14 protein-coding genes are annotated in these 14,520 nt (G+C 64.2%); 4 read left to right on the top strand and 10 right to left on the bottom strand.

The genetic code is table 11. The features are described 5' to 3' along the window. Nucleotides 1-118 precede the first annotated feature (118 nt). From NP945_RS19865 to NP945_RS19855, 3 genes are read right to left on the bottom strand one after another with little or no spacing between them, the layout of a single operon-like run. Complete coding sequence (locus NP945_RS19865) at nucleotides 119-1,120, bottom strand: 4-hydroxyproline epimerase (protein ID WP_128362834.1); 1,002 nt, start codon at nucleotides 1,118-1,120, stop codon at nucleotides 119-121. 31 nt (nucleotides 1,121-1,151) lie between these two features. Beyond that, entirely contained in the window at nucleotides 1,152-2,489 is a 1,338-nt protein-coding gene (locus tag NP945_RS19860) for an FAD-binding oxidoreductase (protein ID WP_256747319.1), read from the bottom strand. A 45-nt stretch (nucleotides 2,490-2,534) separates the two neighbouring features. Then, the gene (locus NP945_RS19855; protein ID WP_256747318.1) at nucleotides 2,535-3,428 is read right to left on the bottom strand and encodes a dihydrodipicolinate synthase family protein; all 894 of its coding nucleotides are present in this window, start codon (nucleotides 3,426-3,428) and stop codon (nucleotides 2,535-2,537) included. Between the two features lie 111 nt (nucleotides 3,429-3,539). On the opposite strand from NP945_RS19855, the gene NP945_RS19850 reads away from it, so the two are divergent. Next, nucleotides 3,540-4,190: a GntR family transcriptional regulator gene (locus NP945_RS19850; RefSeq protein ID WP_256747317.1), complete on the top strand. Its 651-nt coding sequence runs from the start codon at nucleotides 3,540-3,542 to the stop codon at nucleotides 4,188-4,190. A 54-nt stretch (nucleotides 4,191-4,244) separates the two neighbouring features. On the opposite strand, the gene NP945_RS19845 is transcribed toward NP945_RS19850, so the two are convergent. Both NP945_RS19845 and NP945_RS19840 read right to left on the bottom strand, forming a co-directional pair. Then, nucleotides 4,245-4,544, bottom strand: a complete 300-nt coding sequence (locus NP945_RS19845) for a hypothetical protein (protein WP_256747316.1) — start codon at nucleotides 4,542-4,544, stop codon at nucleotides 4,245-4,247. Between the two features lie 313 nt (nucleotides 4,545-4,857). After that, nucleotides 4,858-6,354, bottom strand: coding sequence for a CoA-acylating methylmalonate-semialdehyde dehydrogenase (locus NP945_RS19840; RefSeq protein WP_023811796.1), 1,497 nt, complete (start codon nucleotides 6,352-6,354; stop codon nucleotides 4,858-4,860). A gap of 214 nt (nucleotides 6,355-6,568) precedes the next feature. On the opposite strand from NP945_RS19840, the gene NP945_RS19835 reads away from it, so the two are divergent. The 3 genes from NP945_RS19835 (at nucleotide 6,569) to NP945_RS19825 (ending at nucleotide 10,145) form a co-directional block, all read left to right on the top strand. Further along, nucleotides 6,569-7,450, top strand: a complete 882-nt coding sequence (locus NP945_RS19835) for a LysR family transcriptional regulator (RefSeq protein WP_127268690.1) — start codon at nucleotides 6,569-6,571, stop codon at nucleotides 7,448-7,450. A gap of 98 nt (nucleotides 7,451-7,548) precedes the next feature. After that, on the top strand, nucleotides 7,549-7,992 hold the full coding sequence (locus tag NP945_RS19830) for a hypothetical protein (protein WP_256747315.1): 444 nt from the start codon (nucleotides 7,549-7,551) through the stop codon (nucleotides 7,990-7,992). Continuing rightward, complete coding sequence (locus NP945_RS19825; RefSeq protein ID WP_256747314.1) at nucleotides 7,989-10,145, top strand: phospholipase D-like domain-containing protein; 2,157 nt, start codon at nucleotides 7,989-7,991, stop codon at nucleotides 10,143-10,145. Before NP945_RS19830 ends, NP945_RS19825 begins: the two co-directional genes overlap by 4 nt. A 4-nt stretch (nucleotides 10,146-10,149) precedes the next feature. Here the strand turns inward: NP945_RS19825 and NP945_RS19820 are convergent, their stop codons facing one another. From NP945_RS19820 to NP945_RS19800, 5 genes are all read right to left on the bottom strand, one after another. Next, entirely contained in the window at nucleotides 10,150-11,406 is a 1,257-nt protein-coding gene (locus tag NP945_RS19820; protein ID WP_256747313.1) for a D-amino acid dehydrogenase, read from the bottom strand. 121 nt (nucleotides 11,407-11,527) lie between these two features. Beyond that, nucleotides 11,528-12,082: a nucleoside-diphosphate kinase gene (locus NP945_RS19815; RefSeq protein ID WP_127397565.1), complete on the bottom strand. Its 555-nt coding sequence runs from the start codon at nucleotides 12,080-12,082 to the stop codon at nucleotides 11,528-11,530. A 2-nt stretch (nucleotides 12,083-12,084) separates the two neighbouring features. Continuing rightward, a complete protein-coding gene (gene rnk, locus NP945_RS19810) occupies nucleotides 12,085-12,507 on the bottom strand; it encodes a nucleoside diphosphate kinase regulator (protein ID WP_127267089.1) in 423 nt (140 codons plus the stop codon). A gap of 274 nt (nucleotides 12,508-12,781) precedes the next feature. Then, on the bottom strand, nucleotides 12,782-13,921 hold the full coding sequence (gene alr / locus NP945_RS19805; RefSeq protein WP_256747312.1) for an alanine racemase: 1,140 nt from the start codon (nucleotides 13,919-13,921) through the stop codon (nucleotides 12,782-12,784). Between the two features lie 77 nt (nucleotides 13,922-13,998). Further along, nucleotides 13,999-14,520, bottom strand: coding sequence for an RNA pyrophosphohydrolase (locus NP945_RS19800; RefSeq protein ID WP_127267091.1), 522 nt, complete (start codon nucleotides 14,518-14,520; stop codon nucleotides 13,999-14,001).

Below are 14,520 nucleotides of genomic sequence, written 5' to 3'. Positions count from 1 at the left end.
GCATCATGCGCTCCGTTTCGAAGAAATCGCCGTCAAAATTAGGTGATGAAAGGAATCCTTGCGTTTTTGGCATGATCCATTTTTCAAGCCCTCGCTTTCCGCAAGGTCAGGATTCCCATCACTTGACAACAAATCCATGCGCGAACGGGTCGCGGTCCTCGATGAAGATGGTGTTCAGTCCGGTCATCCGCGCCCAGCCGCCGATAGAGGGAATGATGGCCGGTTTGCCGGCCACGGTGACGTCTTTTTCGACCTTGCCCTTGAACAGCGAACCGATGATCGATTCATGGACGAAGCTGTCGCCGGCCTTGAGTTTGCCCTTGGCATGAAGCTGCGCCATGCGCGCCGAGGTGCCGGTGCCGCAGGGCGAGCGGTCGATCGCCTTGTCGCCGTAGAACACGGCATTGCGGGCATCCGCCCCATCCACCGTCGGAGCACCGGTCCACAGCATGTGCGACAGCCGGTTGATGCCAGGATTCTCGGGATGGACGAAGGAATATTTCTCGTTAAGCCGCTGGCGCACCACCGGGCTCCAGGCGATGAAGTCGCCCGCCGAATAATCGGCCATGTCGCGATAGTTCTTCTGTGGTTCGACGATGGCGTAGAAGTTGCCGCCATAGGCGACGTCGACGGTGATTTCGCCGAGCCCAGGGCATTCGACCGTCAGCCCCTCGGCATGGAGGAAGGACGGCACATTGGTGATGCGCACCTCCTCGACATAGTCGCCGACCTGTTTGTATTCAGCGATGACAAGTCCGGCCGGCGTGTCGAGCCGAAGCACGCCCGGCGTCTTCGGCTTGATCAGACCGTGCTCGATCGCCATCGTCACCGTGCCGATGGTGCCATGGCCGCACATCGGCAGGCAGCCGGAGGTTTCGATGAACAGGATGGCGATGTCGCAATCCTCGCGCGTCGGCGGATAGAGGATCGAACCGGACATCACGTCGTGGCCGCGCGGCTCGAACATCAGGCCGGTGCGGATCCAGTCATACTCGGCCAGAAAATGCGCACGCCGCTCCATCATCGTCGCGCCCTGCAGCAGCGGGCCGCCCCCAGCGACCAGCCGCACCGGATTGCCGCAGGTGTGGCCGTCTATGCAGAAGAAGGATTTCTTGGCCATGACGCTCCTCGAAAATCAAAACCCGAAAATATCAAAATCGTTGCGGACTGAAGGGGGCCAGTTCGATCGGTGGAGTCTGCCCCAGGACTAGATCCCTGATCAACCGTCCGGTGGCCGCCGCCTGGGTCAGGCCGAGATGGCCATGGCCGAAGGCATAGACCACCGACCGCCTTCCCGGCGCGCCGCCGATGACGGGCACTGAATCCGGCAGCGAGGGGCGGAACCCCATCCATTCGCGCCCACCCGAGGGATCGAGCCCCGGCAGGAATTTCTGCGCCTTCTGCAGCAGCGCCTTAGACCTGGCATAATTGGGCCGCCGCTCGATGCCGCCGAGTTCGACGGCGCCACCGACACGCAGGCCCGTTGCGAGCGGCGTGACGACGAAGCCATGGCCGGAGAAGATCAGCATCCGCTTCACGTCGAAGGCACTCGTCGGCAACGTGGTGTTGTAGCCGCGCTCGGTCTCCAGCGGAATGCGATCGCCGAGTTGCTTCGCCAGCAGATGCGACCATGCGCCTGCTGCGACGACGAGGTGTCGCGCCTGTCTGGTCGTGCCGTCTGCCAATGTCAGCGTCGCACCATCCTGATCCGCCGCGACTTGGCCGATCCGGGCCATCTCAAAGCGGGCACCCTTGCTTTGTGCGTAGGCCCACACCGCCTTGCCCAGCAGTTTCGGGTCGGCGACCGTCTTCCATCCCGGCACGAACGTGCCTTTGATGAAGCGCGGCGACAGCCCCGGCTGCAAGGCGGCCAGCTCCTCGCCCTCGACATGGCGGAAACCGATGCCGAAACGCTCACGCGCCGCCCAGCCGGGCAGCCCGGCCTGGAACTCGGCTTCGCTTTCATAGAGCTCGAGCGAGCCATCCTCGCGCAGCATCGACCGCGTGCCGGAGCGATCGAGCAGGCCCATCCACTCCGCCTCGGCGAGCTTCATCATGCCCGCCTGAGCAGCAAGGCTCACCTCGTATTTTCCCAGCGCACCGGCGCGCCAGAAGCGGACCAGCCAGGGCAGAAGCTTCGGCAGATAGGCGGGCGGAATGCTGAGCGGGCCAAGCGGATCGGCCAGCCATTTCGGCAGCTGCCGGATCATGCCCTTGTGGGCCAGCGGCAGCACATCGGAAAAGGCAAAGGCGGCGGCGTTGCCGGAGCTCGTCTCCTCGCAAATGCCGGTGCGGTCGAAGACGGTGACCCGGCGTCCGGCCTCGGCGAGAGACGCAGCGGCACAGATGCCGATGATGCCGCCACCGATGATGGCGATGTCCAAGCCTTCTCCCCGTTCACGGGGAGAAGGTGCCCGAAGGGCGGATGAGGGGCGGCGCGCCGCTTCTGTCGACTTGGAATTTCCTGACACGTAGGCGCTGCCCCTCATCTGGCTGCCGCCATCTTCTCCCCGTGAACGGGGAGAAGAAAGCCATCAAAATGTCGGCAGCTTCGGCCGCACGGCGAGCGCATCCTTGACGATCTTCTCGACAGCCTTGCGGCGCTCGCCAGACAGCGGCTGCCGCGGCATGCGAACGCGGTCATTTGTGTTGATCGCGAACACTTCGGCAAGCTTGATGTTTTGGACCAGGTAAGTCGAGACATCGAGATCGAGCAGCGGCCGGAACCAGCGGTAGATGGCGAGCGCCTCCTCGCGGCGGCCCTGCTTCATCAGCTGGAAGATGGCGACGGTCTCGCGCGGGAAGGCTGTGACCAGTCCCGCCACCCAGCCGATGGCGCCGACCGAGAGCGCCTCGAAGGCCAGATTGTCGACGCCGGTGAACAGGTCGTAGCGAGTGCCCAGGCGATTGATGATCTCGGTCGAACGACGGATGTCGTCGGAGGATTCCTTGATCGCGACAAAGCGCTTGTCCGACGCTAGCTCCTCCATCTGGTCGACGGTGACGTCGACGCGGTAGGCAAGCCGGTTGGAGTAGATCATGACCGGCAGGTCGCCCGCCTGCGCGACCGCGCGCAGCGCCGCGACCGTCTCTTCCGCATTGGTGTGGTAGATCGGGCTCGGCACGACCATGAGGCCATTGGCGCCTTCTTTGGCGGCGCGCTTGGCGATGCTGGCCGCCTCGCGTGTGCCGGCCTCGTTGACGGTCAGCAGCACCGGCTTCTTGCCGGCGACCTTCTGTGCGGTCTTCAGCACCTCGATCTTCTCGTCGGGCGACAGCATCGGCCCCTCGCCGAGCGATCCGCAGACGATGATGCCGTCGCAGCCGGCCTCCATCTGCAGGCTGAAGCAGCGCTCCATCTCGGCATGATCGAGACGATCATCCGCGGTGAATTTGGTCGTGACGGCAGGGAAAACTCCGGTCCACATGATCATCTCTCCATCTGATATATCAGTGGTATATCTATTAACAAACCCGCTGTCAATGCGGATTCCGTTATGATATATTCAAGATATATCAGGAGAGCGCATTTGATATCCATGGCAGCAAGCCTCCCGGCAGAGCCGGCCGCGACCAAGGCCTACCATGTGCTCGAGCACATGATCGTCACGCTCGAACTGGCCCCGGCAAGCTTCGTCACCGAGGGCGCTCTGATCGACAGGCTCGGGCTTGGCAGGACACCGGTGCGCGAAGCGATCCAGCGGCTGGCATGGGAAGGGCTGCTCGACGTCAGGCCGCGCGCCGGCATCGCCATCGCCCCGCTCCATCCCGGCGACTGGTTGCGCGTCCTCGATGCGCGTCGCGGCGTCGAGGTGGTGCTCGCCCGCTCGGCCGCCCGCTTCGTCACCCGCGAAGCCGCCGACCTGTTTCACGAAGCAGCGCTTGCCATGCAGAAGGCGGTGATCTCGGGTAATGTGCTTGCCTTCATCCAGGCCGACAAGGCACTCGACGAAGCGCTGGCGCTGGCTGCCGACAATCCCTTCGCCGCCCGTCTGGCCGCCCCCTTGCAGACCCATAGCCGCCGCTTCTGGTTCCGCTACAAGGCCGAGACCGGCCTTGCCGAATCCGCCGAGCACCATGTCGCGCTGATCCGCTCGATCCTTGCCGGCGACGAGGAGGCCGCGGCCAAGGATGCCAAACGCCTGATGGCGCTGCTGCGCGGCCACGCCGAGACGGCCGCCACGCGCTGAACGTCCTTTTATATCCGGTGCGCTTTCGTCGCCGGTGCTTCCTCGAAGCTCGGGTCAAGTCCCGGGCAAGGCAGCCGCCGCCATCAACGGACCGTCCCAGCCTTCGCCTGCCGTGATGACGCAGCTCTGACCATGCGTGTCGGTGGCAAGAATTGTCCAGGTACCCTGGTCGGAGACGAATATCTCAAGAATCAGGCTCGGGTTGACCAGGCCGCGCGCCGCCTCGCTTTCGTGGAATTTTTCGCCGAGCGCTTTGATCATATCCGCACGGGCCGCGCATTGCGCCGCCAGCGCCGGGACGGCGGGAAACGCAGAAATTGCCACGAAAAATAGCGTTGCCACAAGACGGGTCATCTGACACCTCCTTGCGCCAGACGATGTCCCCGAAGCTGTCGCCAGCGCCGTTGCTTGATCTGCCGTACCTCCTTGCGGCAGGACTGCAAACCAAGACGGCAGAACCTACTTGGTTCCATCACATTAGCGTTCAAGCGGATAGGGTCGCGGCCGGATTGCAAAAAAGGCCCGGGCGCGAGCGCCCGGGCCTTAATACAAATCAATTTGTTGTCCGGTCAATTCATCGTCGGGATGACGAATTAGGCACCATCCTTGATGCCCGCCCGCGCGACCGCAGCCGAAGGCGAGGACGCGCAACCAAGAAATCGTCCGGTCAGTTCATCGTCGGAATGACGAATTCGGCACCATCCTTGATGCCGGACGGCCAGCGCGAGGTCACCGTCTTGGTCTTGGTATAGAAGCGGAACGCGTCCGGGCCGTGCTGGTTGAGATCGCCGAACGAAGATGCCTTCCAGCCGCCGAACGTGTAGTAGGCGATCGGCACCGGGATCGGCACGTTGATGCCCACCATGCCGACCTGGACACGGCTTGCAAAGTCGCGCGCGGCATCGCCGTCACGGGTGAAGATGGCGACGCCATTGCCCATCTCGTGATCGTTGGCGAGCTTGATCGCGCTCTCATAGGTCGGGGCGCGCACAACAGAGAGCACCGGCCCAAAGATCTCTTCCTTGTAGATACGCATGTCCGCGGTGACGTTGTCGAACAGGCAGCCACCCATATAGTAGCCGTCTTCATAGCCCTGCATGGAGAAGCCGCGGCCGTCGACGACCAGCTTGGCGCCTTCCTTGACGCCGGTATCCACGTAGCCCTTGACCCGTTCCAACGCCTGCGCCGTCACCAGCGGGCCGAAATCGGCGGAAGAGTCCGTCGAAGGACCGACCTTCAGGCTCTCGACGCGCGGGATCAGCTTTTCCATCAGCCGGTTGGCGGTATCGTTGCCGACCGGGACGGCGACCGAGATCGCCATGCAGCGCTCGCCGGCCGAGCCGTAGCCGGCGCCGATCAGCGCATCGACGGTCTGGTCCATGTCGGCATCGGGCATGATGATCATGTGGTTCTTGGCACCGCCGAAGCACTGCACGCGTTTGCCGGCGGCCGTGCCGCGCGAATAGATGTAGTGGGCGATCGGCGTCGAGCCGACAAAGCCGATGGCCTTGATGTCGGGATCGTCGAGGATGGCGTCGACCACGTCCTTGTCGCCATTGACGACATTGAGGATGCCCGCCGGCAGACCGGCTTCGAGGAACAGTTCGGCGATGCGCATCGGCACGCCCGGATCGCGTTCCGACGGTTTCAGGATGAAGGCGTTGCCGCAGGCGATGGCCGGCGCGATCTTCCACAGCGGGATCATCGCCGGGAAGTTGAACGGCGTGATACCGGCGACCACGCCGAGCGGCTGGCGCATCGAATAGACGTCGATGCCGGGGCCGGCGCCGTCGGTGAATTCGCCCTTCATCATGTGCGGTGCGCCGATGCAGACCTCGACCACTTCGAGGCCGCGCTGGATGTCTCCCTTGGCATCGGCGATCGTCTTGCCGTGCTCGCGCGCCAGGATGTCGGCCAGTTCGTCATAGTCGCGCGCGACCAGTTCGAGAAACTTCATCAGCACGCGTACGCGGCGCTGCGGGTTGGTCGCGGCCCATTTCGGCTGCGCTGCCTTGGCATTCTCGACCGCCGCGCGCAGTTCCGCCTGCGAGGCCAACGCCACCGTGCCGCGCACCGAGCCGTCCATCGGCTGCATGACATCCTGCTTGCGGCCGCTGGTCCCGGCGACATGCTTGCCGCCAATGAAATGACCATAGTCGATCATGATTTCTCTCCCTGTTTGTGATGCTGCATTGTCCGCCTTTGGCCGGCGGATGGCAACGCGAGTGAGAACGCAACCGTTGTGCGGAGAATAGATAACGATTGACGAGCGAGCATCAATTCCCGCAAATGGTGGGATGCAATTGCTGCCGTGCGGATTGAGAGATTGAGTTCCACCACAGAACGCAGCGTCGATAATTGTCATCTGGACCCTCCCCATGAACTGGGATGACGTCCGCATCTTCCTCGCCGTGGCGCGCGCAGGCCAGATCCTTGGCGCCGCCAAACGGCTGGAGCTCAACCACGCCACCGTCTCACGCCGCATCGCCGCACTCGAGGAAGCGCTGCGGACAAAGCTGTTTCGCCGCTTGACCACCGGCAGCGAGCTGACGCCCGCCGGCGAGCGTTTTCTCGACATTGCCGAGCGCATGGAGGGCGACATGATCGCCGCGCGCTCGACCATTTCAGGCGAAGGCGACGACGTTTCCGGCACGGTGCGCATCGGCGCGCCTGATGGTTTTGGTGTCGCCTTCCTGGCCAAGCGCCTCGGCGAACTGACCGCCCTGCACCGCGAGCTGACGATCCAGCTTGTGCCGGTGCCGCGCTCCTTTTCCTTGTCGCGCCGCGAGGCGGACATCGCCATCACCGTCGAGCGGCCGACAGAAGGCCGGCTGGTGGCGGGAAAGCTGGTCGACTACTCGCTCGGCCTGTTTGCCTCGTGCGCTTATGCTGAAGCGCATGGCTTGCCCAAAACCGCCGCCGAGCTCGGCCAGCACACGCTCATTGGCTACGTACCCGACCTCATCGTCAGTCCCTCGCTCGACTATGCGGGCGAATTCAGCGCCGACTGGCGCACCAGTTTCGCCATCTCCTCGGCGCTCGGCCAGGCCGAGGCGGTGCGCTCGGGCGCCGGCATCGGCATCCTGCACACCTTCGTCGCCCGCTCGATGCCGGAATTGGTATCCGTCGATGTGGTCGCGCCGATCCGCCGTGCCTACTGGCTGGTCTATCACGAATCGGTCAGGCCGCTGCGCCGCGTCCAGATCGTCGCCAGCTTCATCACCAAGATGGTGGAGCGGGAGCGGAGCCTATTTGTTTAGCCGTGCCGCCTTTTCCTTGCCACAAAACCGGCCAGAGTGGCATCAGACGTGCAGCCGCCGCGTAGAGACGATCCCTTAGAAAGCTGGCGCGGATAGACATGCGAGCCGTTCTTGCCATCCTGCCGCTGCTTCTCGTTTCGGCTTGCGCCAATCCGTGGACGAAGGTCCCGGGAGCCGAACTGCCCAAGCCGATCCGCTACGCAATGGCGCGGCCTTCGCCTTTCGTTCTCGGCAATTATTGCGGCCCCGGCACCCGCACCGGCGACCTGTCGGCCCGGCCGGCCGACCGCCTCGATGCGGCTTGCCAGACGCATGATGCCTGCTATATCGCCCGCCACAACCATTGCGACTGCGACGGCACCCTGGTCGCCTCGGCGAAAGCGATCCGCGACGACAAGACAGCGCCACGCAAAATGCGCGGCGAGGCCGAACTGTTGATCGCCACCTTCGCCATTCCCGTCTGCAAGGTCTTCCCGCAGGGCTTCATGCCGCCGCGCGATCCCGCGCAATTGAGCGCCCTGAAGGCCGGAGTCGCCGGGTGAAGGGTTGCGCATCCATCGCCATCGTTTTGTTCGGGCTGGCTGTCCTTGCCGGCTGTGCCGGCGCTGGCCGCAATGCCTGCGACCTGCTGCAGGGCCAGAGCGCTTGCGCGCGACCCGCGCTCTCGGCCGGGACAGCTGGGCCGCGGATCGCCGCCGCGCAGTTTTTCGGTGACGCCGGTACGAACGACTACGAAAAACGGTTCCTGGCGCTGCTCGCCCATCACCAGCTCGGCGCCATGGACCGCGCCAACGGCACCGGCCCTTTCGGTCACGACCGCCATGAGATCGCCAACAGCGATTTCCAGGCGACCTACCGGACACTGCAGCAACTGGCCGGGCCGGTTGCCGAAACGCATCTGCCGCCGGCCGGCGCCAGCAGCGGCGAGGGCCATTTCGATGGACGCTGGCGGGTGTCGCGGCAGACACTCTACATCGATGCGGCTGCGCGGCCCTCAGTGCCCAGGGTGTTCGATTTCTCCGGCCTGCAGGCGCGCAGCGTCGAGATCGTGCTGCGCCAGTCCGGCAAGCAACCGGCCGACATCGAAGGCACCTGCGACGGCACGCTGGCGATCCGTGCCGGCGGCGGTTCACGCACCATCGCCACGGGCACGGCATTCCGCCTTCGCCTGGCCGGCGAGGACGACACGGTCAGCCTGTTCCCAAGCGAAAGCCTGAACCGCTGCACGGCAAGGATCCGCTCCAGCCTTGCCCCGGCCGGCGCGCCGCTCACCATCCAGCGCGAGGAGACCGCAGATCCGGCTCTCGCCGCCTTCGACAGTCGCTACGAGCGTTGCCCGACGCCAGACTCAACCGGTCTCGATCCTCTCAGCCGCGCCTTCTATGCCAGCCGCTGGCTGTCGCAGACCTGCGCCTTGCCGATCGGAAAGCCGCGCCTGCTGCGCAAATCGCGCGATGGCTTCAACGCCAAGGTCGAGGCGCTGATGGGAGCGCCGCTGTCCGACAGCGCCATCGACAAGGGCGACCCGGAGCTGCCGCTCGACTTCTCCAAGGCGCCAAGGCTGAAGCTGATCTACCTGTCGTCGCTGGAGTTCAAGGCCGACTTCTCCGGCCGCATCATCGAACGGCTGATCCGCCACCATGCAGCCCTCGGCACCAAGGTGCGCATCATGGTCACCGACGTGCTGGAGCGCGACAAGGACGACGCCCTGCTGCATCGGCTGGCGGCCGAATTCCCCAATGTCGAATTGCAGGAATATCGCTGGCGGGCGGACCATGGTGCGCCGATCGACGAGCAGATTTCACAACTGCACAAGGTCCATCACGTCAAGATGCTGGCGACGCTTGCCGACGATCCACGGCGGTCGCGCGCCATCATCGGCGGCCGCAACATCCATGACGGCTTCCTGTTCCACCAGCCGATCGATCTGTCGCGCTATCCCGATCTTGAGCAATACGGCAAGACCGACGGGCTCTCGCTGAACTACTATTCGAACTGGAGCGACTTCGACATCGAGTTCGCCGATCCGGCCACGGTCGAAATGCTGGCTGCGCATCTTTCGACAGTGTGGCTGCGCGACGCCGACACCAATCTGGCGCGCCCCTTCTCCATTCCGGTCCGGTCCGACGGCGCCCGCCCGTCAGGCACGGCACGACACTTCATTTCGGTGCCCTACGAGGACGGCCATGCGCTGGAGGACTATTTCGTCGAACTGGTCGACGCTGCCCAGCACCATATCCAGATCGTCAATCCCTACCTCAACCTGACGCCCAAGCTTGCCCAGGCTGTTGACCGGGCGCTCGCCCGCGGCGTCAGGATCGACATTGTCGGCCGCATCGATCTCAAGGGCGATATCGGCGGCAAATTCCTCACCGCGCTCAACAAGCTGTTCGTCGAGAAATATGGCGACCGCATCAACATCCGCGAATTCAAGGCGCCTGACGTGGTGCTGCATTCCAAGATCATGATGATCGACGAAAGGTTGGTCGCCATCTCGTCGGTCAATCTCAACAACCGCAGCTTCTTCCACGACAGTGAGAACGGCATGATGGTGCTCGATCCGGCCTTCTACACCAGGATGAAGCCGATCTATGACGACTATGTCGCGCACTCCAATCCGGTCGCCACCAATGTAACGATCCCGTGGGCCTACCGGCTGCTTTTCGACCAGGACTGGGTCCGGCAGGCGTTCTGACCCTCTACCGTAGATAGCGCTCCTGCGCGAGGTCGCGAACGTCGATGTCAGGCACCCGGCTGGAGATGATGTCGGCCAGAACCTTGCCCGAGCCACAAGCCATGGTCCAGCCGAGCGTGCCGTGGCCGGTGTTGAGATAGAGATTGGAAAGCTCGGTGCGGCCGATCAGCGGCGGACCATCCGGCGTCATCGGCCGCAGCCCGCACCAGAACGTCGCATCCCGCATGGCGCCGGCGCCCGGAAAGAGATCGCCAACCGAGTGTTCCAGCGTGCGCCGCCGCGATTCATGCAGCCTGAGGTCGAAACCGGAAATCTCGGCCGTGCCGCCAACCCGGATGCGGTCGCCGAGCCTGGTGATCGCCACCTTGTAGGTCTCGTCCATCACCGTCGACACCGGCGCCGCCGCGGCGTCCTTGATCGGCACGGTGATCGAATAGCCCTTGACCGGATAGACCGGGATCGGCCGCTTCACCCGGCGCATGAAACCTGCCGAATAACTGCCCAGCGCCATCACATAGGCATCGGCGGTCTTCCAGCCCTTGCTGGTGCTGAGATTGGCAATGCGGTTGCGGCTGCGGATGACGCGCCAGATCGTCACGTCGTATTCGAACTTGACGCCGCGGGCCACACAGAGTTCGGCCAGCCTGTCGGTGAACATCTTGCAGTCGCCGGTCTCGTCGTGCGGCAGCCTGAGGCCACCGACGAACTTTTCGCGCACCCCGGCAAGGCCAGGCTCAGCCGCGATGCAACCGTCCTGGTCGAGGATCTCGTAAGGCACGCCATACTTCTTCAGCACCTCGACATCGCCTGATGTGCCGTCGAGCTGCTTTTGCGTACGGAACAATTGCAGCGTGCCCTGGGTGCGCTCGTCATAGGCGATGCCGGTCGCTTCGCGCAGCGCCTTCAGCGTGTCGCGGCTGTATTCGGCGAGCGGAACCATGCGCGCCTTGTTGATCGCATAGCGCTCGGCCGTGCAGTTGCGCAGCATCTTGATCAGCCATGTCCACATATGCGGATCGAAGGCCGGCCGCACCACCAGCGGGCCATGCTTCATCAGCAGCCATTTGATCGCCTTCAGCGGAATGCCGGGGCCGGCCCAGGGCGAGGCGTAGCCGGGTGATATCTCGCCGGCATTGGCGAAGCTGGTTTCCAGCGCCGGGCCTTTCTGGCGATCGAGAACCGTCACCTCGTGGCCGGCCTCGGCAAGAAAGTACGCCGTGGTCACTCCGATGACGCCGCCGCCCAGCACCATGATCTTCATCGTTCACTCCTTGCCGCGCCGCACGCCCTTGAGGACGCCTGGACGCGGCCGTATTTCCGATTTGCGCACGATCCCCAGCGAAAATCGATGCCGACTTTCGGGATCATGCAGTGTTGCCTGTTCACGCCGCCGTGGGACCGGGGTCGTCATCCCCTGTCTGCCGCATTCCGGCCCTTTCGCCAAGGGGCCGCCAATCGGCTGCGGCGCTGTAGACGAGGGTGAGCCCATGCGGCCGTCGCGCCTCGTCTCGGGATTTCTCCCTGACGGCACGCCGCGCGGCCTCCGGCTGGTAGAGCACGGTCGCGATCAGGACCGACTCCCGCCTGCCGTCGGCCTGTTCGATCCATGCAGTCTGACCCTCGGCCATGCCGAGCATGCAAAGCCCCCGCCTTGTCATGATCGACAGGCTGGAGCCGACCGGACCGCGCACCTCATTCTGCACCAGAGTTCGGGTCTCGGCAGGGCCGGCATCGACACGAAACACCAGCCTGCTGTTCAGCGTCACGATATCGGATCCGACCGAATCGATCGCGACGACCTCGGCTTTGGAAAGCTTCTCTTCAAGCATTGGAACAATCGGATCCGCGAAAGCCCGCCAACGCTCCAACATGATCTCGAGGACGGCGAAGTCCTTCGTCGTCAGCCGGAAATTCGCGCCTGTCATCGCCGTCTCCATGCTCAGGACCCTTCCCGCCCGCAGGCCGGCGCATCGACCGCTTCGATGGTCGCCGACAGTTCCCGGCCGCCACGGCTGCTCCAGCACACTGTCTGCCCGATCGACGCGCCGATAAGCGCCGTCCCCATCGGCGTCAGCACCGAGATCCTGTTTTCACTGATGTCTGCTTCGCCGGGATAGACCAGCGTGATGCGCTGGGTGTGGCCGCCATCGTTGCGGATTGTCACCGTCGAACCCATCCGCACCACGTTGGCCGGCATGGAAGCCGCTGCCGTCACGAAGGCACGGTCCATCTCCGAAAGCAGTTCTTCGGCCGTCTCGGGCACGCGGTCGAGCGACGCCCGCGCTAGGCCCGTCAGCCGGTGGTGGTCGGCATCGCTGACCAGAAGCCGGCTCGGTGGACGCAATCCTGTTGCATGTTGCATGGCAAACCTCATGACTTGGCGCATCCAACAGACGCGCGCCTGCCCCCGCACAAGCGGTGGCTTGATGAAAAGCCGGCAGCCGCGAAGCTGTCTGGCTCGGGAATGATGATGTCAGGTAGAAATGCCCCGGTTCGGACGAACGCCAAAAGGCGACCGCGCCGGGGCTACGATCCCGCGATCGGGCAGACCCTGAACAAGGTTCTGATATAAGCTAGGTTGCTCATGCAAGGAGCCTTGCCGACAGGCGTCCGCTTGTCAAGCGCGGCCAAACCGCTCAACTGCCGACATAGCGCCGATGGAAGCGCGGGCCGAGGCTGGTCAGGATCTCGTAGCCGATGGTGCCGGCATGGCCGGCAGCGTCATCGACACTTTGCGAGGGACCGAGCAGTTCGACGAGATCACCCTCGCGCAACCTGCCGGCCGGCAGGGCGGAAATGTCGAGAATGATCGAATCCATCGACACCCGCCCGAGGAAAGGCAGGCGCGTGCCCTCGAACCACGCAGCCGACACGGCCCGGCGCTGCCAGCCATCCGCGTAGCCGAACGAAATTGTCGCCAGCCTGAGCGGGCCTTGCGCTTGATAGGTGTGGCCATAGCCGACGCCGGCGCCTTTTTCGATGCTGCGCGTCTGTGCCACCTTTGCCTGCAACCGCACCACCGGCAGCATCGGATTGGGCTTTGCCGGCGTCGGATTGATGCCGTAGAGCGCGGCACCGGGGCGGGCGAGATCGTAGTGAAAGCGCTCCCCAAGAAAGATGCCGGAGGAATTGGTCAGCGAGGCCGGTGCCGCCGGCAGCATCTTGCGCAGCTGCTCGAATGCCAATCGCTGCCGCTCATTGGCCGGGTGCTCCGGCTCGTCGGCGCAGGCCAGATGACTCATCACGAACCGGATGTCGATGCCGTCGAAGGCCTGCGGATCGGCGGCAACGCGCTCTACATCCCGGGGCGCCATGCCGAGCCGCGACATGCCGCTGTCGACCTGGATGGCGGCCGGCAGTTTTCGGCCGGCGCGGCGAGCCGACACACGCCAAGCCGCCAGTTGCTCGGGGCTGTTGATGACAGCGCAAACGTCCGCTGCCACGGCGTCCGTCTCGGCACCGGACGGAATGCCGTTCAACACGAAAATGGCAGGGCCCGCACCAAGCGAGCGGCGCAGGGCGACGCCTTCGCCCAGAAGCGCAACGAAGAAGACATCGCAGCCTTCGCGCAGCAGCGCCGCCCCGACCTGGCCGGCGCCAACGCCGTAGCCGTCCGCCTTGAGCACACCAGCGCAGGCAACATCGCCCAACCGCGCCTTCAGCCGCCGGTAGTTTTCACGGATTGCACCGAGATCGATGGTGAGGATGGCCCCAGCCGCCACTTCGCTTGTGGCGGTGACCTCTTCTGGCGGCGACTTTTGGGGGGCGTCGTTCATGGCGACCCTTCGCGTGCTAGTGGATACATCAATAGGACCGCCGGGCCGGCGCGGCAACCGCGGTTGTTGTATAGCGGCTATTGCACCAGATGCCGGAATGCCGTCACCACATCCTCATAGACATGGCGCTTGAACGGCACGATCAGGTCGGGAAGGTCCTGCATAGGCCGCCATGCCCATTTGTCGAACTCTGCGGTGTGGCCACCCGGCGGCGGGTTGATCTGGATCTCGCTGACATCGCCGTGGAAGCGAAAGGCGAACCATTTCTGCGTCTGGCCGCGATACCGGCCCTTGAAGGCGATGCCGACGAGATGGTCCGGCAAATCATAGTTGATCCAGTCCGGCGCCTCGGCCAGCAGCGAGACGCCTCGCATGCCGGTCTCCTCATAGAGCTCACGCTCGGCCGCCTGCAATGGCTCCTCGCCCTCGTCGATGCCGCCCTGCGGCATCTGCCAGAGCTGCGTCGTGCCGGCAAATTCGCTGTCCGGTTCGGCAATCCGGTGCCCGACCCAGACAAGGCCCTCGGCATTGAGGATCATCAGCCCGACACATGGACGGTAAGGCAGCGTTTCGCGGTCGATCTTGTTCGTCTTTGGCAT

Origin of the sequence: Mesorhizobium sp. LMG17149, from assembly GCF_024518695.1 — a bacterium.
Taxonomy (GTDB): domain Bacteria; phylum Pseudomonadota; class Alphaproteobacteria; order Rhizobiales; family Rhizobiaceae; genus Mesorhizobium.
Note: the sequence above shows the minus strand (reverse complement) of the source record. Positions and strands in the feature narration are given on the sequence as shown.

Bases quoted from the DNA above. Each gene is read 5' to 3' on its own strand.
- NP945_RS19865 (WP_128362834.1), bottom strand. From the start codon at position 1,120: ATGGCCAAGAAATCCTTCTTCTGCATAGACGGCCACACCTGCGGCAAT.
- NP945_RS19860 (WP_256747319.1), bottom strand. From the start codon at position 2,489: ATGAGGGGCAGCGCCTACGTGTCAGGAAATTCCAAGTCGACAGAAGCG.
- NP945_RS19855 (WP_256747318.1), bottom strand. From the start codon at position 3,428: ATGTGGACCGGAGTTTTCCCTGCCGTCACGACCAAATTCACCGCGGAT.
- NP945_RS19850 (WP_256747317.1), top strand. From the start codon at position 3,540: ATGGCAGCAAGCCTCCCGGCAGAGCCGGCCGCGACCAAGGCCTACCAT.
- NP945_RS19845 (WP_256747316.1), bottom strand. From the start codon at position 4,544: ATGACCCGTCTTGTGGCAACGCTATTTTTCGTGGCAATTTCTGCGTTT.
- NP945_RS19840 (WP_023811796.1), bottom strand. From the start codon at position 6,354: ATGATCGACTATGGTCATTTCATTGGCGGCAAGCATGTCGCCGGGACC.
- NP945_RS19835 (WP_127268690.1), top strand. From the start codon at position 6,569: ATGAACTGGGATGACGTCCGCATCTTCCTCGCCGTGGCGCGCGCAGGC.
- NP945_RS19830 (WP_256747315.1), top strand. From the start codon at position 7,549: ATGCGAGCCGTTCTTGCCATCCTGCCGCTGCTTCTCGTTTCGGCTTGC.
- NP945_RS19820 (WP_256747313.1), bottom strand. From the start codon at position 11,406: ATGAAGATCATGGTGCTGGGCGGCGGCGTCATCGGAGTGACCACGGCG.
- NP945_RS19815 (WP_127397565.1), bottom strand. From the start codon at position 12,082: ATGGAGACGGCGATGACAGGCGCGAATTTCCGGCTGACGACGAAGGAC.
- rnk (WP_127267089.1), bottom strand. From the start codon at position 12,507: ATGCAACATGCAACAGGATTGCGTCCACCGAGCCGGCTTCTGGTCAGC.
- alr (WP_256747312.1), bottom strand. From the start codon at position 13,921: ATGAACGACGCCCCCCAAAAGTCGCCGCCAGAAGAGGTCACCGCCACA.
- NP945_RS19800 (WP_127267091.1), bottom strand. From the start codon at position 14,520: ATGCCAAAGACGAACAAGATCGACCGCGAAACGCTGCCTTACCGTCCA.